Annotated in this window: 23 protein-coding genes; 19 read left to right on the top strand and 4 right to left on the bottom strand. The window is 42.7% G+C overall.

The genetic code is table 11. The annotated features are described in order from the left end of the window. Window positions 1-13: 13 nt before the first annotated feature. Genes MHB79_RS16055 through nagA form a run of 3 tightly spaced genes read right to left on the bottom strand, consistent with a single transcriptional unit; the run spans window position 14 to window position 2,679 of the window. Window positions 14-739, bottom strand: a complete 726-nt coding sequence (locus tag MHB79_RS16055) for a GntR family transcriptional regulator (RefSeq protein ID WP_050944292.1) — start codon at window positions 737-739, stop codon at window positions 14-16. A 24-nt stretch (window positions 740-763) separates the two neighbouring features. Then, window positions 764-1,489: a glucosamine-6-phosphate deaminase gene (gene nagB, locus MHB79_RS16050; protein ID WP_212045574.1), complete on the bottom strand. Its 726-nt coding sequence runs from the start codon at window positions 1,487-1,489 to the stop codon at window positions 764-766. Then, window positions 1,489-2,679 (bottom strand): N-acetylglucosamine-6-phosphate deacetylase, encoded by a 1,191-nt coding sequence (gene nagA / locus MHB79_RS16045; protein WP_050944289.1) that lies wholly within the window; start codon window positions 2,677-2,679, stop codon window positions 1,489-1,491. Before nagA ends, nagB begins: the two co-directional genes overlap by 1 nt. 177 nt (window positions 2,680-2,856) lie before the next feature. On the opposite strand from nagA, the gene hprK reads away from it, so the two are divergent. The 7 genes from hprK to MHB79_RS16010 all read left to right on the top strand — a co-directional run bounded on the left by hprK (window position 2,857) and on the right by MHB79_RS16010 (window position 7,982). Further along, entirely contained in the window at window positions 2,857-3,789 is a 933-nt protein-coding gene (gene hprK / locus MHB79_RS16040) for an HPr(Ser) kinase/phosphatase (protein WP_003212943.1), read from the top strand. Between the two features lie 11 nt (window positions 3,790-3,800). Then, the gene (gene lgt / locus MHB79_RS16035) at window positions 3,801-4,625 is read left to right on the top strand and encodes a prolipoprotein diacylglyceryl transferase (protein WP_003213250.1); all 825 of its coding nucleotides are present in this window, start codon (window positions 3,801-3,803) and stop codon (window positions 4,623-4,625) included. Between the two features lie 19 nt (window positions 4,626-4,644). Further along, complete coding sequence (locus tag MHB79_RS16030; RefSeq protein ID WP_003213258.1) at window positions 4,645-5,589, top strand: nucleoside recognition domain-containing protein; 945 nt, start codon at window positions 4,645-4,647, stop codon at window positions 5,587-5,589. Next, window positions 5,586-6,236, top strand: a complete 651-nt coding sequence (ppaX, locus tag MHB79_RS16025; protein ID WP_050944282.1) for a pyrophosphatase PpaX — start codon at window positions 5,586-5,588, stop codon at window positions 6,234-6,236. The genes MHB79_RS16030 and ppaX overlap by 4 nt, the downstream gene beginning before the upstream one ends. A 1-nt stretch (window position 6,237) precedes the next feature. Then, window positions 6,238-6,756 carry an acyltransferase gene (locus MHB79_RS16020; protein WP_340990208.1) on the top strand — a complete coding sequence of 173 codons (519 nt, stop codon included), beginning with the start codon at window positions 6,238-6,240 and terminating at the stop codon, window positions 6,754-6,756. A gap of 69 nt (window positions 6,757-6,825) precedes the next feature. After that, a complete protein-coding gene (locus tag MHB79_RS16015; RefSeq protein WP_003213266.1) occupies window positions 6,826-7,254 on the top strand; it encodes an Rrf2 family transcriptional regulator in 429 nt (142 codons plus the stop codon). An 86-nt stretch (window positions 7,255-7,340) separates the two neighbouring features. Continuing rightward, complete coding sequence (locus MHB79_RS16010; protein ID WP_339160540.1) at window positions 7,341-7,982, top strand: NAD(P)-dependent oxidoreductase; 642 nt, start codon at window positions 7,341-7,343, stop codon at window positions 7,980-7,982. 216 nt (window positions 7,983-8,198) lie between these two features. On the opposite strand, the gene MHB79_RS16005 is transcribed toward MHB79_RS16010, so the two are convergent. Next, window positions 8,199-8,993: a C39 family peptidase gene (locus MHB79_RS16005; RefSeq protein WP_137054360.1), complete on the bottom strand. Its 795-nt coding sequence runs from the start codon at window positions 8,991-8,993 to the stop codon at window positions 8,199-8,201. A 233-nt stretch (window positions 8,994-9,226) separates the two neighbouring features. Here MHB79_RS16005 and MHB79_RS16000 point away from each other — a divergent pair, with 233 nt between their 5' ends. The 12 genes from MHB79_RS16000 (at window position 9,227) to MHB79_RS15945 (ending at window position 21,003) form a co-directional block, all read left to right on the top strand. Continuing rightward, window positions 9,227-10,402: an ATP phosphoribosyltransferase regulatory subunit gene (locus tag MHB79_RS16000; RefSeq protein ID WP_339160536.1), complete on the top strand. Its 1,176-nt coding sequence runs from the start codon at window positions 9,227-9,229 to the stop codon at window positions 10,400-10,402. Continuing rightward, entirely contained in the window at window positions 10,395-11,036 is a 642-nt protein-coding gene (gene hisG / locus MHB79_RS15995) for an ATP phosphoribosyltransferase (protein WP_003213329.1), read from the top strand. The genes MHB79_RS16000 and hisG overlap by 8 nt, the downstream gene beginning before the upstream one ends. Further along, on the top strand, window positions 11,033-12,322 hold the full coding sequence (gene hisD / locus MHB79_RS15990) for a histidinol dehydrogenase (protein ID WP_340990206.1): 1,290 nt from the start codon (window positions 11,033-11,035) through the stop codon (window positions 12,320-12,322). The genes hisG and hisD overlap by 4 nt, the downstream gene beginning before the upstream one ends. Continuing rightward, complete coding sequence (hisB, locus tag MHB79_RS15985) at window positions 12,319-12,903, top strand: imidazoleglycerol-phosphate dehydratase HisB (RefSeq protein WP_309215988.1); 585 nt, start codon at window positions 12,319-12,321, stop codon at window positions 12,901-12,903. Before hisD ends, hisB begins: the two co-directional genes overlap by 4 nt. Continuing rightward, on the top strand, window positions 12,903-13,541 hold the full coding sequence (gene hisH, locus MHB79_RS15980; RefSeq protein WP_268459219.1) for an imidazole glycerol phosphate synthase subunit HisH: 639 nt from the start codon (window positions 12,903-12,905) through the stop codon (window positions 13,539-13,541). Before hisB ends, hisH begins: the two co-directional genes overlap by 1 nt. Continuing rightward, complete coding sequence (gene hisA, locus MHB79_RS15975) at window positions 13,538-14,275, top strand: 1-(5-phosphoribosyl)-5-[(5-phosphoribosylamino)methylideneamino]imidazole-4-carboxamide isomerase (RefSeq protein ID WP_050944269.1); 738 nt, start codon at window positions 13,538-13,540, stop codon at window positions 14,273-14,275. Before hisH ends, hisA begins: the two co-directional genes overlap by 4 nt. Then, on the top strand, window positions 14,272-15,030 hold the full coding sequence (gene hisF / locus MHB79_RS15970) for an imidazole glycerol phosphate synthase subunit HisF (RefSeq protein WP_050944267.1): 759 nt from the start codon (window positions 14,272-14,274) through the stop codon (window positions 15,028-15,030). The genes hisA and hisF overlap by 4 nt, the downstream gene beginning before the upstream one ends. Further along, entirely contained in the window at window positions 15,027-15,656 is a 630-nt protein-coding gene (gene hisIE, locus MHB79_RS15965; RefSeq protein ID WP_137054364.1) for a bifunctional phosphoribosyl-AMP cyclohydrolase/phosphoribosyl-ATP diphosphatase HisIE, read from the top strand. Before hisF ends, hisIE begins: the two co-directional genes overlap by 4 nt. 131 nt (window positions 15,657-15,787) lie before the next feature. Next, complete coding sequence (locus MHB79_RS15960) at window positions 15,788-17,245, top strand: tetratricopeptide repeat protein (protein ID WP_050944263.1); 1,458 nt, start codon at window positions 15,788-15,790, stop codon at window positions 17,243-17,245. Between the two features lie 363 nt (window positions 17,246-17,608). Continuing rightward, the gene (locus MHB79_RS15955; RefSeq protein ID WP_106029364.1) at window positions 17,609-18,997 is read left to right on the top strand and encodes a C40 family peptidase; all 1,389 of its coding nucleotides are present in this window, start codon (window positions 17,609-17,611) and stop codon (window positions 18,995-18,997) included. 233 nt (window positions 18,998-19,230) lie between these two features. Further along, window positions 19,231-20,181, top strand: a complete 951-nt coding sequence (trxB, locus tag MHB79_RS15950; RefSeq protein WP_034620189.1) for a thioredoxin-disulfide reductase — start codon at window positions 19,231-19,233, stop codon at window positions 20,179-20,181. A gap of 357 nt (window positions 20,182-20,538) precedes the next feature. Next, window positions 20,539-21,003 (top strand): 8-oxo-dGTP diphosphatase, encoded by a 465-nt coding sequence (locus MHB79_RS15945; protein WP_003213484.1) that lies wholly within the window; start codon window positions 20,539-20,541, stop codon window positions 21,001-21,003. The last annotated feature ends 9 nt before the right edge of the window (window positions 21,004-21,012 follow it).

Below are 21,012 nucleotides of genomic sequence, written 5' to 3'. Positions count from 1 at the left end.
ATAAGGGCACTGTTTATCTTTCCATTGTATGAATGAGCTTGTAACGATCTCCTCTATAAACGGAAAGAACATATTCAAACGGAATATCATTCTGAAAATAAGTCGTTCTTGCGATTGAGAGCACGGGATCGCCTGTTGAAATAGACAGCACGTGTGCTTCTTCATTTGAAGCCACATTCGCTTCAAGCTCTTGTTTTGCATGAGCAATTGTAAGGCCTGTTTGAGTCTCTATATATTCATATATAGAGCCAGTTAAATGTTCCCTTGTTAAATCTCCTGCAAATGCTTCAGGGATATAGCTCGTTTCAATCGCCATCGGTTCATCATTTGCGAGGCGTATCCGTTTGAGTTCAAATATAGCATCGCCATTTGACAGTTGTAAGACAGGCAGCAAGTGATCTGGACAGACGGTTTTTGTGAAATCAATCAGCTGGCTTGAAGCTTTAAGACCACGCTGACGCATATCCTCTGTAAAGCTTGTTAAGCCTTGAAGCGGCTGTTCAAATTTTTTTCGGCTCACAAAGGTGCCTTTTCCTTTTTGTCGATACAAATATCCTTCATTCACAAGGTTCGATAAGGCTTGTCTGACAGTCATTCGACTTATACCAAAGCGTTCGGCATATTCTCTTTCAGAAGGAATGAGTGTATCAGGTGCTAATGTTCCATCCTCAATCTGTTTTTTCAAGTTCTCCATAATCTGATGGTACATCGGAATAGGTGACTGCTTATCAATAAACATGTGAAAATCCTCTCGTGTTTAGCTTTAGCGTAGTGACCCAGCTTCTCGATCAATCAAAATCGTCACATCTTCATGAAGTTTCAGAGAAGATGCTGGGAAGTCTGGATGTATCTCAGTCTGTTCTAAATATTGTATCACTTTCGCTTTTGATTTTCCTGATGCAAGAAGGAGAATCTTTTTACTAGAAAGAATGCTCGCAATGCCCATGGTGATGGCATGTGTAGGCACTTCATCAATAGAAGAAAAGTATCTTGCATTGGCCTGCCGGGTATTTTCATCTAGTTGCACGACATGAGTCTTTGAGTTAAACGGAGTACCGGGCTCGTTAAAACCAATATGTCCATTTTGACCGATTCCAAGAAGCTGAAGGTCGATGCCGCCTATGTCTTGAATGAGCTGATCATATCTTAAGCATTCCTTTTCTAAATCAGGTGTAGCGCCATTTGGAAGGAAATACTGATCCTGTGGAAGATCAATATGATCAAATAAATGACGTTTCATATAGGTCATATAACTATTTTCATGATCTGGATCAAGGCCTGCATATTCATCTAAATTGACTGTTTTTGTTTGTTTGAAAGACAATTGTTGTGATTGATGAAGGTGAATTAACTCTTGATACGTATCAAGAGGTGTACCGCCCGTTGCCAGGCCGAGTACGGCATCTGGTTTAGAAGCGATTGTGCGCGCGATCAGGGCTGCTGCTTCTTTTCCTAATTGTTCTTTATCTTCAAATTCAATGATGTTCATTAGTGGTTGGCCTCCTTTTTCTCAAAGACGATTTGTCCATGGCAGATCGTCATCATTAGTTCACCAGACTCATCCCAGATCACAAGGTCTGCTTGTTTTCCAACTTCAATCGAACCAAGCTGCTGATCAAGTCCTAGCTGAATGGCTGCATTAGTTGAGGTCATCTTTGCTATCTCTGTCCATTCGCAATGTGTGATCTGTTTCATCCGTTTGACGCCATCTTTCATTCGCAGAATCGATCCTGCAAGTGTACCATCTGCCAGTAAAGCTTGTTCGCCGCTCACTGTGACTGTTTGACCCCCAAATTCATACGTGCCATTTCCAAGTCCTTTTGCGCGCATCGAGTCTGTGATCATCATTAAACGATCACTTCCTTTTGCCAAATACGCAAGCTTGATGGAAAGTGGGTGGGAGTGTATCCCATCCGTAATCAGCTCAGTATGGAGATCGTCGTTTGTAAGAGCAGCTCCTACAGCGTTTGGTTCACGATGCTGAAACGAACTCAGTGCATTATAAAGATGCGTGACATGGCGTGCACCATGCTTTGCTGCTAATTCAATCATGTCATGATGGGCATTCGTATGTCCAATAGAAGGAATAATGTTTTTTTCTTGCAACAAGGAAAGAAAAGCAAAATCAGGGTCTTCCTCAGGTGCGAACGTGACAATTCGAATAAGCCGTTCAGAAGCATCCAACCATTTTTCAAAAAGAGGGCGATCGGGCTGCTGTATCCATTGAACAGGCTGTGCCCCTGCTTTATCTTTAGAAATAAAAGGACCTTCAAGATGGATACCTAAACATTGTGCCTGAACGCCTGCTTGTTCTTCATTGTATTGTTTCCACTTGGCGACATTTTTAAGTGCTTGCTCTATCTCATGATGGTTTTGAGTGATGGTTGTGGCTAAAAAACTTGTCGTTCCTTCTGACGGTAAGTTGTCAGCGAGTGTATTCATGGCTTCTGATGTCGCATCCATCATATCTGCTCCATATCCGCCATGGATGTGAATATCAATCATTCCGGGAAGTAGATAAAAGTTTTCCCGGGAAATATATACTTTTTCATAATTTCCTGTCGGTGGTGTTGTTGAAATATAGTCAATCTTGCCGTCGCGTAAACCGACAAAACCGTTTGCAATCATTTCAGTCTTTGTCACAATATGAATATTGGAGAGCAATAAAGAGCTGCTCATGGTTGTGCCCCCTTATTCGTTGTCTTTGAATTTAGTTTACCCTTTTTAAGTATAGTTGTCTATACCAGTAAATGAACTGAAACAGGATCAGGATAAAATACTGTTTTGGGATCATCATTGAAAGTGATAAAATAGAGCTGTATTTCTGAATCGCCTGTGATAAAAGGAGGAAGAAGCGTGCCGAAAGTTCGTACGAAGGACATAATGGAACAATTTCATCTTGAACTGGTAAGTGGGGAAGAAGGGATTAATCGTCCCATTACAATCAGTGATCTTTCCAGACCAGGTATTGAAATGGCTGGTTATTTTACATATTACCCAAAAGAAAGAGTTCAACTTTTAGGGAAAACAGAGCTTTCTTTTTTTGAACAGCTCCCAGAACGCGAACGAAAGCAGAGAATGATGTCTCTTTGTACTGATATTACCCCTGCAATTATTTTGTCACGAGATCGTGAAGTGCCGAAGGAATTAATTGAAGCTTCAAATGAAAATGGTGTACCTGTGTTACGTTCAAGCCTAAAAACGACAAGACTTTCGAGTCGTTTGACCAACTTTTTAGAAAGTAAGCTTGCACCAACGACCGCAATTCATGGTGTGCTCGTAGATGTATATGGTGTAGGAGTATTGTTAATTGGAAAAAGCGGAGTAGGAAAAAGTGAAACAGCCTTAGAATTAGTGAAGAGAGGACACAGGCTGGTCGCAGATGATTGCGTGGAAATCCGTCAAGAGGATCAGGATACGCTAGTCGGAAGCGCACCAGAGCTGATTGAACATCTTTTAGAAATCCGCGGGTTAGGCATCATTAATGTGATGACCTTATTTGGAGCTGGCGCTGTCAGAAGCTATAAGAGAATTACGATTGTCATGAACCTTGAGCTTTGGGAACAAGGCAAACAGTACGATCGTTTAGGACTTGAAGAAGAGAAGATGCGAATCATCGATACAGATGTACCGAAGCTGACCATTCCTGTCCGCCCTGGTCGAAACTTAGCGGTTATCATTGAGGTGGCTGCGATGAACTTCAGGTTAAAACGCATGGGACATAATGCGGCGGAACAATTTACAAGTAAACTAGCCGATGTCATTGAAGACAATGGCCAAGATGAATAGGAGTTGTCTATATGAACGAAGCGATTCAGCCAATTGATCCGATTGCTTTTCAGCTCGGACCTCTTTCGGTTCATTGGTATGGTGTGATCATTGGGGTCGGAGCCTTACTAGGACTCTGGCTCGCACTGAGAGAATGTGAGAAAAGAGGAATCAATAAAGATACGTTTATTGATTTAATCTTATTTGCCATTCCAATAGCGATTATTTGTGCACGAATTTATTATGTATCCTTCGAATGGGATTACTATCAGCAGCACCCAAATGAAATCATTAAGATTTGGCATGGCGGAATTGCCATTCATGGCGGGCTGATAGGTGCTGTGCTGACAGCGATCGTCTTCACAAAAGTGAAAAAGGTGTCCTTCTGGAAAATAGCCGATGTAGCAGCACCTAGTATTTTACTAGCGCAGGCCATTGGACGCTGGGGGAATTTTATTAATCAGGAAGCGCATGGTGAGGCTGTTTCAAGAGCCTTTTTAGAGAATTTGCATTTGCCTGAGTTTATCATTAATCAAATGTATATTGATGGGACGTATTATCACCCAACGTTCTTATACGAATCATTATGGAATCTTGCCGGTGTTGTGATCTTGATTTTATTACGTAGAACATCGATGCGCAGAGGCGAAATCTTCTTGTCTTATTTAATTTGGTATTCAATCGGTCGTTTCTTCATAGAAGGTATGAGAACGGACAGTTTGATGCTGACAGAACATCTTCGAATCGCTCAAATGATTTCGATTGCCATTTTTGTAGTGGCTGTTCTGCTGCTGATCTTTAGAAGAATAAAAGGTCACGCATCGATCCCGTATAAAGAGAACAACTCATCGAATTAAAGCAGGGGGGATCAGAAAGATGCAGGAGACATGGAAAAACGGCTTAAAAGCAGGGCTATCGACAACTTGGACACTTGGAAAAGTCATCTTTCCGGTTACCATTCTCGTCAGTATCTTGCAGCATACGCCTGTTATGGATTGGATCATTCAATTCATACGGCCATTTATGGGATTGTTTGGTCTTTCAGGAGAAGCAGCCATTCCGCTTGTGTTAGGAAATGTGCTGAACTTGTATGCGGGCATAGCGGCCATTTTGACTCTAGATCTTCCTGTGAAGGAAGTGTTTATTTTGGCCGTGATGCTGTCCTTTTGTCACAACCTGATCATCGAATCGACTGTGGCAGCAAAGGTTGGACTGAGAGTGTCTGTCATTTTGCTGGTCAGAATCAGTCTTGCTGTTGTTTCGGCTATTGTCATTCATCTCGTTTGGCAGGGAGGCCAGGAGCCGGCACAATATGGACTGCTGACAGCAGCCCAAACGGCTGATGTGCCTTCCAGCTGGTACATGATCGTCCTTGTCGCTTTACAAAAAGCCGTACTCGGTGTGCTCCAGCTCGCCTGTATCGTCATCCCTCTCATGATCATCATTCAATTCATGAGAGATTTAGGATGGCTCCATACGCTGTCTAAGTGGCTGTCTCCATTTACGAGAATGCTTGGAATGAAAGAAAATACGTCGATGACGATGGTCGCTGGGTTAACCATTGGTCTAGCATACGGAGCTGGCGTGATGATGAAGGCAGTGGAAGAGGACGGCGTGAGTAAAAAGGATTTAACCCTTGCTTTCATTTTCCTTGTTGCCTGCCATGCAGTAGTCGAAGACACGCTGATATTTATTCCACTTGGGATTCCTGTGTGGCCGCTTCTTGTCATCCGTCTGATATCTGCTATTTTATTAACAGCTGCCATTAGCTATATTTGGCGAAAGCGCGAGCTCGCAGTTGTTAGAAAGGAAGCCATATGAACGAATCAACTGTTAACACCGTGCTATTTGATTTAGATGGCACATTAATCAATACGAATGAATTAATTATTGCTTCATTTCAACATACGCTTGATCATTATTACCCTGGTCAGTACAGCCGTGAAGAGATCCTCCATTTCATTGGTCCGTCATTATTTGATACATTCTCTGCGATGGACCCTAATCTAACGGATGACATGATTCAGATGTACCGTACGTTTAATCATGAACAGCATGATCTGCTCGTGACTGAATATGAGACTGTTATAGATACATTGAAAGTCTTGCAGGATCGAGGATTTAAGCTTGGAATTGTCACAACAAAGATACGTGACACAGTGTTAATGGGATTGAAGCTGACCGGTTTAGAGCCATTCTTTGAAGTGATTGTGACGCTCGATGATGTCCAAAATGAGAAGCCGCATCCGGAGCCAGTCCAGCTGGCATTATCCAAGCTTGGCAGTGATCCACATGAAGCGGTGATGGTCGGCGATAATTATCACGATATTTTGTCTGGTCAAGCGGCAGGGACAAAAACAGCAGGTGTTGCTTGGTCAATTAAGGGAGAAGAGGCCCTTTTAAAGCATCGCCCTGATTTTATGCTAAAGAAAATGAGTGATCTTCTGGCGATTGTTGGAGCTGATTGAGTTGAGAAAAACAGATCGATATCCTGTAAAAGGGGTCAATTCGTTACGACAAGTCTATCGGACGGTCCCCTTTTTCAAAGTGGTGAAAAACTTTATTTTCATTCAAATCGCACGGTACACGCCTTTTATGGGAATGAAAAATTGGATATACCGAACCTTTCTTCGTATGAAGGTTGGCGAAGATACAGCGTTTGCCTTAATGGTCATGGTGGATCTCATGTTTCCTGAGAAAATCACGGTCGGTCGAAATTCGGTGATTGGCTATAACACAACCATTTTGACCCATGAGTATTTGATTAAAGAATACAGACTTGGGGAAGTCTATATTGGGGATGAAGTCTTAATTGGAGCCAATTCCACCATTTTACCTGGTGTGACCATTGGGGATGGGGCGATCGTGTCGGCTGGTACACTTGTTTATAAGGATGTTCCAGCAGGCTCATTTGTTGGAGGAAATCCAATGCGCATGATTTATACGAAAGAAGAAATGAATGCACGTCAATCTACGTCTGCTGAGTAGCTCGGCAGCCTTTTTTGTTGACAATATGTTATGGTGTAACTATAATGATTACAACAGAGGTGAGAAAACATGAAAATCAGCAGCAGATTTACTGTCGCTGTCCATATTCTGGCCTTGCTATCACTTGAAAAAGGATCATTACAGACATCGGAGGATATCGCGGGAAGTGTAAATACAAACCCAGTGGTCATCCGCCGTATTATGAGTAAATTAAAAAAAGCAGGCCTAATCTCAACGAGTCTTGGCAAAGGCGGTTCTCAGCTGAACCGCAGTGAAGACGATATCACGCTGCTTGATGTGTATAAAGCGGTTGAGGTGGTGGATGAGGGAGAATTGTTTCAAATCCATGAAAGCCCAAATCCTGACTGTCCGATCGGTGCAAATATCCAGGCTGTGCTTGAGTTAATCTTGTGCCGCGCTCAAAGTGCGATGGAGCAAGTGCTTGCTGAGATCAAATTAAGTGAACTAACGCAGGTGTTAATAAAAAAAATTGGATGATCTATTCAATTTTTTTTACCTCTGTTGTAACTAAAATGGTTACACCTTTGTTTATTAAATAAAATCATTTTACAGGAGGAATTCATATGAAAATCGGCATTATTGGCGCTACAGGTAAAGCAGGACAGGAAATTGTAAAAGAGGCTCAATCAAGAGGACATGAGGTAACAGCCATCGTTCGAGATGCGAAAAAAGTGACAGATTCATCCGTAGCTGTTATTGAGAAGGATGTGTTTCATTTACAAGCAGAAGACATCAAAGGCCTTGATGTCTTCGTCAATGCATTTGGCGCACCTGCTGGACAAGAGCACCTTCACGTAGAGGCAGGGAAAAAGCTGATTGATATTTTGAAAGAGGTACCCGGTACCCGTTTAATCGTTGTGGGCGGAGCGGGCAGTCTTTTTGTTGATGAAGCCAAAACAACAAGACTTGTTGATACACCGGAATTTCCAAAGGAGTATGTGCCTACTGCTTCACAGCAAGGTGAAAACTTAAAAGACCTTCAACAAACCGTAGGATTAAAATGGACTTTCCTCAGCCCTGCTGCATTCTTTGATCCAGCTGGCAAACGCACAGGTTCTTATGTGAAAGGGAAAGACCAACTGATTGTCAATTCTAAAGGTGACAGCTATGTGAGCTATGCCGACTACGCCATTGCGCTTGTCGATGAAATTGAGCAGGCTGCCCATGTTGGAGAACGTTTTACCGTTGTATCTGAAGCAGAATAAGCGATTCGTTGCCGCTAAAAACGATGAGTGAGGAGTTTAACGATCAAGAATTATCTCTCATTTTTATTAAAAAAGGTTGAATGCTTCAGTGTAGGCGGAGGAGTAATGACAGCTGAAAAGCTTGAGAACAGTCTGAAAGGAATACTATCATCATGAAAAAACCCATCCTCTATTCGGATAGAGGATGGGTTTTCATGTTTTCAAAGAGAAATTGTTCTATGCTTTAATGATAATCGCCTGCCTGCCCATCTGTTCCCAAGAATCTTCAAACTGATCGCGATCGACTTTTTGATTCTTTTCTCCGTATGGGTTATTTAAGTAGACATGCTCCTTGTCATAGCCTGTGATGACCACGCTATGCATATTAAAGCTTACATCTATTTTGCCATTTGGTGTATTCCAAGTTTCGATGTTATCTATTTTGTCAAAGGTGGATGTGGTAATCACCCAAACAGGATACCCTTTTTCAAGTGATTGATAGATGGCCTTTTTGACAGGTTTTCCGCTTAAGTCGACGACTTGAGCGCCCGCATATTTTTTCGCAAGCTGATAAATAGGTTCATGGTATACACCAAGACCTGGTCCATTCTCCATATCGCCTACAAACCCGTCATGTGGGTCTCCTTTTAAGCCATTTTCATAATTGAGTGGAACACGTTTAATTTCATTTGCCAATGTGTCTTTCGTCACTTGCTCGTAGCCGCTGTAATGAAGAAGCATCGCTAAGCTTGTAACTTCGCATCCATTATAAAGCTTTGGGGCATCCATTTGATTGTAAAGGATGACGTCCATGGCTTTTTTGCTTCCTTTTAAGGAAGAGTAGGTGGTGTCTGTTTTTTTCGTTGATCGTGTTTCTTCAGCTGCGAGTGCCGTATCGTTTTCTTTTTCTTTGGCTGCTTCGTGTGGTGAAGCTGTTTTCTTGACTTGGTCGATTTGTGTCACGTATATAAAGCCGAAATAAACAAGGCATGCGCACAACAAAGTTAAGATTAATGTCTGAATGAACTTCATTGTAATCTCCTGTGTTAATCAATATTTTTAAGTATTATAGCACGTTCTTTTATCAAACATGTAGAAAAGAGATAGGTGTCACTTGAATGTAATAATTCCACAAATTTTTCATGAAAATAGAGAGAAAATAAAAATGATTGATTTAATTACTTTATTTTGTTAGCATATTATCATATTAGCGAACTAAAGGATTCGGAATTTTTTGTTTTAATGTGTTGGAGGTGCAGAAGAACATGTTTATGTTTGAGAAACCATATGGTATGCGGGATTCATTACCAGGATTGTATGAGACGAAGAAAAAAGTGAGACATTCCTTAACAGAGGTCATGAACGGTTGGGGTTACCGGTTGATGGAGACACCAACGCTTGAATTTTACGATACAGTCGGTGTTCAATCGGCGATTACAGATACACAGCTCTTTAAGCTTTTAGATCAGAACGGGCAAACCCTTGTACTCAGACCTGATATGACGGGACCTATTGCGAGAGTGGCAGCATCAAAGCTTCATGAACAGGCGTATCCGCTTCGCGTTGGGTATGCGGCCAATGTGTTCCGGGCACAGGAAAGAGAAGGCGGAAGGCCATCAGAATTTGAGCAGGTCGGAATTGAGTTAATTGGAGACGGTTCGATTAGTGCAGATGCTGAAGTGATCGCGCTTGTCGTATTCGCATTAAAAAATGCTGGGCTCAAATCCTTCAAAATCGCGATTGGGCATGTCGCTTTAGCAGAGACGTTATTTGTAGATGTACTGGGAAATACAGAGCGTGCAAACGTTCTTCGCCAATTTTTATATGAAAAGAATTATGTAGGGTACCGTCAGCATTTGAAGCAATTGCCACTCTCCTCCATCGATAAAACGAGGCTGTTACAGCTTTTAGAGTTAAGAGGCGGCCAGGAAGTCACAGAGCGGGCAGAGGAAATCGTCGTTTCACAAGAAGGAAAAGAGGTGCTTACGCAGTTAAAGTCGCTTTGGGAGACACTTGAAGATTACGGCTGTACAGAATATATCCGTCTAGATTTAAGCATGGTGAGTCATATGAGCTACTACACGGGTATTTTGTTTGAAGTATTTGCAGATCATGTTGGGTCAGTCATCGGAAGTGGCGGCAGATATGACCAATTGCTTGCTCATTTTGATGCACCTGCACCAGCTACAGGATTCGGACTTCGATTAGACCGTCTGCTTGAAGCACTTGATGCAAAAGAAATCAATGAGCCGCAGGAGGCAGTGATTTTTAGTAAAGAACAACGGCTGGAGGCTTTTGCTTTTGCAGAAAAGGAGCGGTCAAAAGGGAAAAAGATCGTGCTGCAAGACTTAGCAGGGATTGAAAATATTGACGCGATGACCAAGGCATTTGAGCAGGTGACTTATTTTATCGGCGCTAGAAAGGGAGAACAAAATGGGTAAAGTGTTGACGATGGCGATGCCAAAGGGCCGAATATTTGAAGAAGCCGCAGGGCTGTTAAGGCAGGCAGGATATCAACTGCCAGAGGAATTCGAGGATTCAAGAAAGTTAATCATCGATGTACCGGAAGAAAACCTCCGCTTTATTTTAGCGAAGCCAATGGATGTGACGACTTATGTAGAGCACGGTGTAGCAGATGTTGGCATTGCAGGAAAGGATGTCATGCTCGAAGAAGCTCGTGATGTGTACGAGGTGCTTGATTTAAACATCAGTAAATGCCATTTAGCGGTTGCCGGATTGCCGGGAGCCAGCTGGGGCGGTGTCGCGCCGCGTGTGGCAACAAAGTACCCAAATGTTGCATCTTCCTATTTTAGAGAGCAAGGGGAGCAGGTGGAGATCATTAAGCTGAATGGTTCCATTGAATTAGCACCGCTCATCGGACTCGCCGATCGTATTGTAGACATTGTCTCTACAGGTCAAACACTCAAGGAAAACGGACTTGTTGAAACGGAGCATATTTGTGATATTACATCACGGTTTATTGTCAATCCTGTGAGCTATCGGATGAAGGATGCGGTGATCGATGAAATGGCGCAGCGCCTTGCAAGAATCATTGAAGGGGAGGAAACATCATGAACATCACCTATATACAAGAAGGTGAGACAGAGACACTCTCGCTCAAACGGACTTTAGATACAGGCACGGAAGAGCAGCGCCTGGCTGTTCAGCGGATTATACAAGAAGTGAGGCTAAATGGTGATCAAGCGGTACAGTCTTTTACAAAGCAATTTGATGGGGTGCTGCTTGAAGATCCGCTTGTCACAGATGAGGAAATGACAAAAGCCTCCGAACGTTTGGACCCAGCCATGATTCATGTGATCCAAACGGCTATCCGTCATATTCGCACATACCATGAGCGTCAGCTGACATCCTCTTGGTTTTATCACCAGCAGGATGGCTCGATGCTCGGACAAAAGGTGACACCACTTGAGGCAGTTGGTGTGTATGTCCCCGGCGGAACAGCTGCTTATCCATCATCTGTTTTGATGAATGTGATTCCGGCGCTTGTCGCTGGTGTTCAGCGAATTGTCCTTGTGACACCCCCAGGGAAAGACGGCTACCTCTCTGACGCTGTACTCGTTGCTGCGAAGGAGCTCGGTATTACAGAGATGTATAAAATGGGCGGTGCACAGGCGATTGCGGCACTTGCCTATGGAACAGAAAGCATCCAGCCTGTTGATAAAATCACAGGTCCAGGCAACATCTATGTCGCACTGGCAAAGCGGGAAGTATTTGGTCAGGTAGACATTGATATGATTGCCGGTCCTAGTGAAATTGCGGTTCTAGCAGATGACACGGCCATAGCACATGAGGTGGCGGCCGATTTACTTTCTCAGGCAGAGCATGATTCGCTGGCATCTAGTATTTTGGTGACCCCATCTAAGACACTTGCTGAAAATGTGCGAGCTGAGGTGCAAGCGCAGCTGGACACCTTGCCAAGAAAATCAATCGCTGCACAATCCATACAACATCATGGCCGTATATACGTGACAGATTCCATGGATCGTGCAGTAGACATCGTCAATCAGTTAGCGCCAGAGCATTTAGAGGTGCTGACAGCATATCCAGAATCATTTCTTGGTCAAATCAAGCATGCAGGGGCGATTTTTTTAGGGCGTTATAGCCCTGAGCCGGTGGGCGATTATTTTGCAGGACCGAATCACGTGCTGCCAACCAACGGAACAGCCAGATTTTCTAGCCCGCTTGGTGTGACCGATTTTCAAAAGAAAACAAGCATTATTTCATATAGTCAAGAAGCCTTTGAGACACACAGGGATAGCATTGCGGCTTTTGCTAGGTTAGAGGGGCTCGAAGCACATGCAAGGTCGATTGAATCGAGAAAGCGGGGGGAATCGTCATGAGACAGGCGGAAACAGCGAGACAAACAAATGAAACGAATATTTCGTTATCGTTAGAGATTGATGGGGAAGGAACAGCGGATATTCAAACAGATGTCCCTTTTATGACACACATGCTCGATCTATTTACGAAGCATGGACACTTTAATTTGACCGTCGATGCGAAAGGAGATACAGATGTTGATGATCACCACACAACAGAAGATATCGGCATCGTGCTTGGGCAAATGTTTAAGGAAGCGTTAGGTGATAAAAAGGGAATCAAGCGATATGGCTCCAGTTTTGTTCCAATGGATGAAACGCTTGCTCAGGTCGTGGTCGATTTAAGCAATCGTCCTCATTTAGAAATGAGAGCGGCCTTTCCAAGTCAAAAGGTCGGTACCTTTGATACAGAGCTCGTACATGAGTTTCTTTGGAAGTTTGCGTTAGAAGCTCGTATAAATCTTCATGTAATTGTTCACTATGGAACCAATACACACCATATAATTGAAGCTATTTTTAAAGCGATGGCACGTGCTTTAGATGAAGCAACAACCATTGATCCACGTGTGAAAGGGATTCCTTCAACAAAGGGGATGCTCTAATGATCGGAGTCATTGATTACGGAATGGGAAATTTGTTCAGCGTATCAAAAGCACTGGAACGAGCAGGTGCCCGTTATATCGTCTCCTCTGATGTGGAGGAGCTCAAAAAGGCAGATGCTTATATTTTGCCTGGGGTCGGTTCGTTTCGTGATGCGATGCAGCTGTTAAAACAGACAGGGCTTGAGGCGTTTATCCACCAAGTAGTGCAGGAAGGAAAGCTGCTATTTGGCATTTGTCTTGGGATGCAGCTGTTATTTGAAGAAAGTGAAGAGGCAGGGCGTACGAAAGGTTTGGGGCTGCTAAAAGGTCGTGTCGTTCTTTTAAAGGATCGTGACCAGAATGGGCAAAGGCTTAAGGTGCCTCATATGGGGTGGAATGAGCTCACATTTCATCAGCCCTCCCCATTGTTTGACGGGGTACCGGAAGGATTTGCGTACTTTGTTCACTCTTACTATGTGAGGGATATGAATCCAGAAGAGCAATTAGCAAGCGCAGACTATGGCGTTCAAGTACCAGCAGTTGTTGGTAAGGGAAATGTGCTAGGCGCACAGTTTCACCCTGAAAAAAGCAGTACAACGGGCATGGCGCTGCTCAAACAATTTATTCAATTAGCAAACGAACAGAGGGTGAACAAATGAGTGAATTTACATTGTATCCAGCGATTGATATGAGAAATGGCAAATGTGTACGGCTCGTGCAAGGAGATTATGATCAAGAAACCATTTATGGAGATTCGCCGCTCGATATGGCGACGCGATTTGCAAATGAAGGAGCAAAGTGGATTCATCTCGTTGACCTAGATGGTGCCAAAGCGGGGAATCGCGTGAATCATGAGCATGTGCTGGCGATTGCTTCATCCTTAGATGTAAATGTACAAATTGGCGGCGGCATTCGGACAGAAGAAGACGTTGCCTTTTATATAAACAATGGTGTAGCTAGAGTCATCCTTGGCAGCTCGGCTGTTTCTAACCCTGCCTTTGTGAAAAAAATGCTTGCGCAATATGGGGAGAAAATAGCGATTGGCATCGATGCGCGAAATGGCTTTGTATCGACTGAGGGGTGGCTTGAAACGTCGAAAGTGAAGGCGGAGGATCTCGGCAAAGAATTGGCAAAGGAAGGCGCGGAGGTCTTTATTTTCACAGATATTCAAATGGACGGCATGCTGGCTGGTCCCAATGTAGAAAGTACAGTTCGCTTAGCAGAAGCTACTGGCAAACAAGTCATTGCTTCAGGCGGTATCAGTTCGGTAGCCGATCTCCAAAAGCTGTCATCACAAAAACAGTCAGGCGTTTCTGGTGCAATCATTGGAAAGGCACTTTATACGGAGCGGTTTACTTTAGCTGAAGCAATTGAAGGGCTTGACCGCGTATGATGACAAAACGAATCATCCCATGTCTCGATGTGAAGGAAGGTCGTGTGGTCAAAGGGGTGCAATTCCTCGGCTTAAAGGATGCTGGTGATCCAGTAGAATTAGCGCAGATATATGATGAGGAAGGGGCGGATGAACTCGTCTTTCTTGATATTTCTGCCTCTCATGAAGGCCGGAAAACGATGGTGGATGTGGTCAAGCAAGTGGCGTCCACTCTTGCCATTCCTTTTACGGTAGGCGGCGGAATTAACCACCTTGATGACATGAAGCGCATATTAAGAGCGGGTGCAGACAAAGTATCTGTGAATACAGCGGCAGTTTTAAGACCAGAACTCATTTCAGAAGGTGCCGATTTTTTTGGTTCCCAGTGCATCGTCGTCGCAATAGATGCAAAGTACGATGAAGAGAAAAAAGCGTACATGGTTTATACACACGGAGGGCGTCGTCAAACGGATATAGAGGTTAGCGATTGGGCAAAAGAAGCCGTGCTGAGGGGGGCAGGAGAGATCTTGCTGACAAGTATGGATGCCGACGGTGAGAAAAAGGGCTTTGATCATCAATTAACAAAGCTTGTGTCAGAAGCTGTCACCGTACCTGTCATTGCTTCAGGAGGCGCTGGCAATGCTCAGCATATGCTGGAGGCATTTACAAAAGGAGAAGCAGATGCAGCTTTAGCAGCTTCCATTTTTCATTATAAAGAGACTTCAATTCAAGAGGTAAAGACATACTTGAGAGAACATGGGGTGAAGGTCAGATGAAACAGGGAAACGAATTATCCTTTAATGAGGCAGGCCTGATACCTGCGATTGTACAGGATGCTCAAAGTAAGGAAGTATTGACATTGGCGTATATGAATCAAGAATCCTATGAAAAAACACTAGAAACAGGAGAAACATGGTTTTACAGCCGGTCAAGAAACGAGCTTTGGCACAAAGGCGCCACATCTGGACATACTCAGCGAGTCGCATCCATTCGATATGACTGTGACAAGGATGCTCTGCTTGTTCTTGTCACACCAAGTGGACCAGCGTGCCACACTGGCAGCTATAGCTGCTTTTCGGAAGAAGGCGTGAAGCGTCAAACGGAAGAGCAGGATCGTTTTGCTATTTTAAATGAACTTGAACAGGTGATTGCGAAACGTCAGGCAGAAATGCCAGAAGGCGCTTATACAACCTATCTATTTGAAAAAGGGGTCGATAAAATCCTGAAAAAGGTAGGGGAAGAAGCGTCAGAGGTCATCATTGCGGCAAAAAACCGGGATCAAGAAGAATTGAAATGGGAAACAGCTGATCTTCTGTATCACCTGCTTGTGTTATTACGTGAACAGCAATTGCCGCTTGATGATGTATTAAAAGTATTAAAAAAACGTCATCAAAGTGAGTGAAAAGCCGGGGGCACCTCCGGCTTTTTATTTCCCAAGTGAAAAACAAATCCTTCCTTTTCTTTTGTTCTATGTGACGACTCTTGAAGTATGTTATACTACACACGGTACACTGTTCGAAATGGAGGGTATCAGTGAGTAAATACACTTCTCAAAATAATCACACACAAGTCGTCCAGCTATTCCAAGATGGGCATTACTTTTTTCATAAAGGTCTAAAAGCTTATAGAGAAAGAAATCTATCTAAAGCGAGTAAGCTCATACAGCGGGCTATCGTACTTGAGCCTGAAAATGTAGAAATGCTGTCACAGCTTGCTATTATTTATACTGAAATGGGTCATTTCCAACAATCAAATGAACTGCTTGATTTCATCCTTGAACATATTGATGAAAATATGTCTGAGTGTCACTATTTTAAAGCCAATAATTATGCGAATCTAGGACTCTTTCAAGAGGCATATAAGTCAGCGACTGCCTATGCTTCATTAGAAGAGAACGGGGAATTTGCAGATGAAAATGATGACCTTCTCGACCTGCTCGATATGAGTGACGAAGAGGACGAAGATTTTCCTTACGATCAGGATGACCTGATTGTGAAGCAGGATCAAGCAAATCACTTACTGGAAAGCGGCAGGCTTGATGAAGCCATTGAGATGCTGGAACAGATGATTGTTGAGTATCCAGAATTTTGGTCAGCGTATAATAATCTCGCATTGGCCTATTTTTATTCTGGTCAAATCCATCAGGCAAAAGAGATGCTGAACCGGGTTCTACATGAAAATCCGGGTAATCTGCATGCCCTTTGCAACCAGCTAGTCTTCTATCATTATGAAAAAGAAGAAGAGAAGGTCAATACGTTAGCAAAGCAATTAACGCACGTGTATCCAATATTAAGTGAACAGCGTTATAAGCTTGGCGCAACATTTGCCCTAGTTGGAGAATTTGAATGGGCCTTTAAATGGCTTTATTCTTTGTACAAAACAGGCTTTCAAGGAGATAGTACATTTTTATACTGGCTCGCAAGCGCAGCTTATTATACAGGTCACAAAACGCTTGCACAGACGGTTTGGGATAAGATGGTCGAAGAAGATATCGATGCAGATGAAATCAAGCCGTGGCAGGATAAACCTGAGGAGACTGAGCCAATGGTCTCCATTGAGGAACGGCTGACGGCGTACTATGTAAGCAAACAAAAAGGGGAACGTGACGTTCTTCAATCTGTCCTTGATGCACGCGCAGCGAAAACAGCTTTTGAACAGCAATTCATTGAACTGCTCTTATACGAAGATGAAATGGAAGAACGGTCTTTTTCAGAAGATGCGGTTTTCGCAAAACAGGCGGCATCCAGCTTGGAAGAAGCTGTTCAGCCTGACAGCCATATGCCTTATTTTTGGTTATTCCATATTATTCAGCAGGCACGTGCTTCTGGCGTAGATAAGAAAAATGCGCCTGCATGGGCAGCAGCATCCTATTATTTATGGATGCAGGAGCAAGAAGAATCTATGAGCAAAAAAGAGATTGCAGCCTCTTTTCAAATCAGTGTTCAAACACTGTCTAAATATGAACAAGTCATTTGTACATTAATTGATTAAATAGGTAAATAGATTTAGAAGATTGCAGCATGGCCGAAAAGGTCATGCTTTTTTCTTGGATAAAAAGGTGGGATTTGCAAGGATTTGGCGAAGTATGACAATCACGACATGTTTTTGAAACATAAATGTAATAAAAATATTAGCTCATTTTGTCGATGTCTCATGTATAATGAAAATCGTGGATTAAAACAAAGACATATATTTAGATATTTTACTATACATAATGAAACACCTAGTGATAGAAACAATCTGGTCAACATCTGACTGATCAATCAGGAAGAAAGACATAGATAGCACAGATTGGTCGCAGAGAATTTGCTGCTTTCTCATGTCGCTTGGAAATTGTCAAAGGAGGAACTATTCGTGAAAAAGTTTATTACTTTCGGTTTAGCTTCGGTCATCGGAGCGAGCAGTTTATTTATCCCATTTACTCATGAAGCAAACGCACAGAACTTTGAACAAAAGAAACAAGAGCTGGACAGCAAGCAATCTGAGGTCAACAAAAACCTTCAAAAGAAAAAAGATGAGCTTTCAAAGCTTGAAGCAAAACAAGAGGCACTTGCACTAAAGCTAAAAGAAATTGACGAGAAAGCTTTAAAAACAAGTGATCAAATCGAAGAAAAACAAAAAGAAAATGAACAAACGAAAAAAGAAATCAATGCACTGAAAAAAGACATTGCTGATACTGAAAAACGTATTGAAGATCGAAACAAATTCTTGAAAAAGCGTGTACGTGCGCTTCAAGAAAGCGGAGGTTCTACGAAATACATAGATGTATTACTAGGAGCGAAAAGCTTTAGTGATTTCATCAGCCGTGCAGGTGCAGTATCTACACTCATCAACGCAGACAGCGAAATCATTAAAGAGCAAGAAAAAGACAAAGCTGAGCTCCAAAAGTCTGAAAACGAATTAAACACAAAGCTTGAAGATGTTCAAAAGACACTTACAAAGCTTGAAACACTTCAAACAGACTTGAATAAACAGCTTGATGAAAAAGACAAGCTATTCAAGCAAGTGAAAAAGCAAAAAGGAAGTGCTTCTTCTCAAATTAGCGAGTTAAACAGTGAGGCTAACAGCATTGCATCTGAAAAAGACGCAACAATCACTGCTCAAAAACAAGCTGAAAAGGAAGCAAGAGAAGCAGCTCAAAAAGCAAAAGAAGAAAAAGTACAAAGACAACAGCAGCGTCAAGCTAGTGTTCAAGCAGAAGACAACAGCTCAACGAACGACAGCAGCTCGTCTTCAAATAACAGTAACAGTGGATCTTCAAACAACAACGATAATAACAACAGCAGTTCACCAAGCAAGAAGCCATCTACTGGCGGTGGATCACCTGTCAGCAGTAACGTAGGCGGAATCGAAGGTGCAATCAGCACAGGTTCTTCCATTGTTGGACAATCTCCATATAAATGGGCTGGTGGCAGATCACAAGCTGATATTGACGCACGTCGTTTTGACTGTTCTTCATTCGTTCGCTGGGCATTTGCATCAGCAGGCATCAACCTTGGACCAGTTGGCGGTACAACAACAGATACGCTTGTAGGTAAAGGAAGAGCTGTAAGTGCATCTGACATGAAACGCGGAGACCTTGTGTTCTTTGATACGTATAAAGTAAATGGACACGTTGGTATTTACTTAGGAAACGGTACATTCTTGAACGATAACAGCTCTCGCGGTGTTTCAGTTGACTCTATGAGCAATGTTTACTGGAAAAAAGCATTCAATGGCGTTGTAAGAAGAGTCGTTGAATAAATCATTACTTACTATATAACCGTAAACAGGCTTCCTTAAACAGCAGTTTAAGGAAGCTTTTTCTTTTTTTGAACATATGAGCAAATGATTCGCTTATTATCCGCAGATTTAATAGGATATGGGTAAGGAATAAAAATAAGAGTGGAATGGATGCTTTCTGTCATGAATGGAAGCATCACCCAAGGGCATTCTAATAAGAAATGCTAGCAGCAATTGAAGAGGGAGTGACAGTTGTGTCAGAAGAAAAAATCTACGATACGATCATCATTGGAGCGGGACCTGCCGGAATGACAGCCGCTGTTTATACATCTCGTGGAAATCTTTCAACATTGATGATTGAAAGAGGGATTCCAGGCGGTCAAATGGCTAATACGGAAGATGTCGAGAACTATCCTGGCTTTGAAAGCATTTTAGGGCCAGAACTTTCAAATAAAATGTTTGACCATGCGAAGAAATTCGGTGCTGAGTATGCATATGGCGATATCAAAGAAATCGTAGACGGTGAAGAGTACAAAATCGTCAAAGCCGGTTCAAAAGAATACAAAGGACGCTCTGTCATTATTGCAGCAGGTGCGGAATACAAAAAAATCGGTGCACCAGGTGAAAAAGAACTTGGTGGTCGAGGCGTCTCTTACTGTGCAGTATGTGACGGTGCTTTCTTTAAAAACAAAGAGCTCGTCGTCATTGGTGGAGGAGACTCTGCGGTAGAAGAGGGTGTGTACCTCACACGCTTTGCGTCAAAAGTAACGATCGTTCATAGACGCGACAAGCTTCGTGCCCAAAGCATTTTACAAGCACGTGCTTTTGATAATGAAAAAATCGACTTCATGTGGAACAAAACCGTTAAACAAATTAATGAAGAAAACGGTAAAGTCGGCAGTGTGACTTTGATTGATACGGTGACTGGTGAAGAAGAAGACTTTAAAACAGATGGCGCCTTTATCTATATCGGAATGCTGCCACTGTCTAAACCATTTGAAAATCTCGGCATTACAAATAAAGAAGGCTACATCGAAACAAACGAAAGAATGGAAACGAGAGTGGAAGGCATTTTCGCCGCTGGTGACATTCGTGAAAAAACACTCCGTCAAATTGTGACAGCAACAGGTGACGGAAGTATTGCCGCACAAAGCGCACAGCATTATGTAGAAGAGCTTGCTGAAAAACTCAAAGCAACGAAATAAAAGGCTGTCGTAAATCCTTAATATAGCGTCATGGGCTTTTAACTGGAATGTAACACGGGTGAAACAATTTTCCGTTATGATAAAACTAGTAATTGACCCCCTTTTATAAGGAATACATGTTTGGCACGGATGAGAATCCGTGTCCTTTTTTTTGCTTAAAATCAGAAATTCATGAGATGTTCACAAATGACGCATGGAGAACCATTGATTGCTGTAAAATAAAGAGTAGAGAAAATGCCCGCCACTCCTTTCAGACGAAATTCGGTCTGATTTCGGTGAAGAAGGGGCATGTTCATTGTGGGAGTCAGGATGAACCTGTATAATAAGTTAAAGACATAAAAGAGTAGGTGACAGCTGATGCAACGAGTAACCAATTGTGTGCTGCATCACGAAGATCAAGTTCTCTTGCTGCAAAAGCCAAGACGAGGCTGGTGGGTAGCGCCGGGCGGAAAAATGGAAAGCGGAGAATCGGTCAAGGATTCAGTCGTTCGAGAGTATAGAGAAGAAACAGGAATTTATATTTTAAATCCACAGTTAAAAGGTGTTTTTACCTTTATCATAAAAGAAGGCGATCAAATCGTTCAAGAGTGGATGATGTTCACCTTTATGGCAGATTCATTTACTGGAAAAAACGTGACAGAGTCAGAGGAAGGCATTTTAAAGTGGCATGAAGTAAAGGATGTGCCGCATTTACCGATGGCACCAGGGGATTCCCATATTCTTGATTTCATGCTAAAGGGAAAAGGACTTCTTCACGGTACTTTTACGTATACACCTGATTTTGAATTGATTGCTTATCGGTTAGATCCTCAAGGAGACTAATACATGAAC

It is taken from the genome of Bacillus sp. FSL M7-0558 (genome assembly GCF_038003245.1).
Classification (GTDB): domain Bacteria; phylum Bacillota; class Bacilli; order Bacillales; family Bacillaceae; genus Bacillus; species Bacillus pumilus.
Note: the sequence above shows the minus strand (reverse complement) of the source record. Positions and strands in the feature narration are given on the sequence as shown.

Coding starts and splice junctions, on each gene's coding strand:
- MHB79_RS16055 (WP_050944292.1), bottom strand. CDS start 739: ATGTTTATTGATAAGCAGTCACCTATTCCGATGTACCATCAGATTATG.
- nagB (WP_212045574.1), bottom strand. CDS start 1,489: ATGAACATCATTGAATTTGAAGATAAAGAACAATTAGGAAAAGAAGCA.
- nagA (WP_050944289.1), bottom strand. CDS start 2,679: ATGAGCAGCTCTTTATTGCTCTCCAATATTCATATTGTGACAAAGACT.
- lgt (WP_003213250.1), top strand. CDS start 3,801: ATGAACGAAGCGATTCAGCCAATTGATCCGATTGCTTTTCAGCTCGGA.
- MHB79_RS16030 (WP_003213258.1), top strand. CDS start 4,645: ATGCAGGAGACATGGAAAAACGGCTTAAAAGCAGGGCTATCGACAACT.
- ppaX (WP_050944282.1), top strand. CDS start 5,586: ATGAACGAATCAACTGTTAACACCGTGCTATTTGATTTAGATGGCACA.
- MHB79_RS16015 (WP_003213266.1), top strand. CDS start 6,826: ATGAAAATCAGCAGCAGATTTACTGTCGCTGTCCATATTCTGGCCTTG.
- MHB79_RS16010 (WP_339160540.1), top strand. CDS start 7,341: ATGAAAATCGGCATTATTGGCGCTACAGGTAAAGCAGGACAGGAAATT.
- MHB79_RS16005 (WP_137054360.1), bottom strand. CDS start 8,993: ATGAAGTTCATTCAGACATTAATCTTAACTTTGTTGTGCGCATGCCTT.
- MHB79_RS16000 (WP_339160536.1), top strand. CDS start 9,227: ATGTTTATGTTTGAGAAACCATATGGTATGCGGGATTCATTACCAGGA.
- hisG (WP_003213329.1), top strand. CDS start 10,395: ATGGGTAAAGTGTTGACGATGGCGATGCCAAAGGGCCGAATATTTGAA.
- hisD (WP_340990206.1), top strand. CDS start 11,033: ATGAACATCACCTATATACAAGAAGGTGAGACAGAGACACTCTCGCTC.
- hisB (WP_309215988.1), top strand. CDS start 12,319: ATGAGACAGGCGGAAACAGCGAGACAAACAAATGAAACGAATATTTCG.
- hisH (WP_268459219.1), top strand. CDS start 12,903: ATGATCGGAGTCATTGATTACGGAATGGGAAATTTGTTCAGCGTATCA.
- hisA (WP_050944269.1), top strand. CDS start 13,538: ATGAGTGAATTTACATTGTATCCAGCGATTGATATGAGAAATGGCAAA.
- hisF (WP_050944267.1), top strand. CDS start 14,272: ATGATGACAAAACGAATCATCCCATGTCTCGATGTGAAGGAAGGTCGT.
- hisIE (WP_137054364.1), top strand. CDS start 15,027: ATGAAACAGGGAAACGAATTATCCTTTAATGAGGCAGGCCTGATACCT.
- MHB79_RS15945 (WP_003213484.1), top strand. CDS start 20,539: ATGCAACGAGTAACCAATTGTGTGCTGCATCACGAAGATCAAGTTCTC.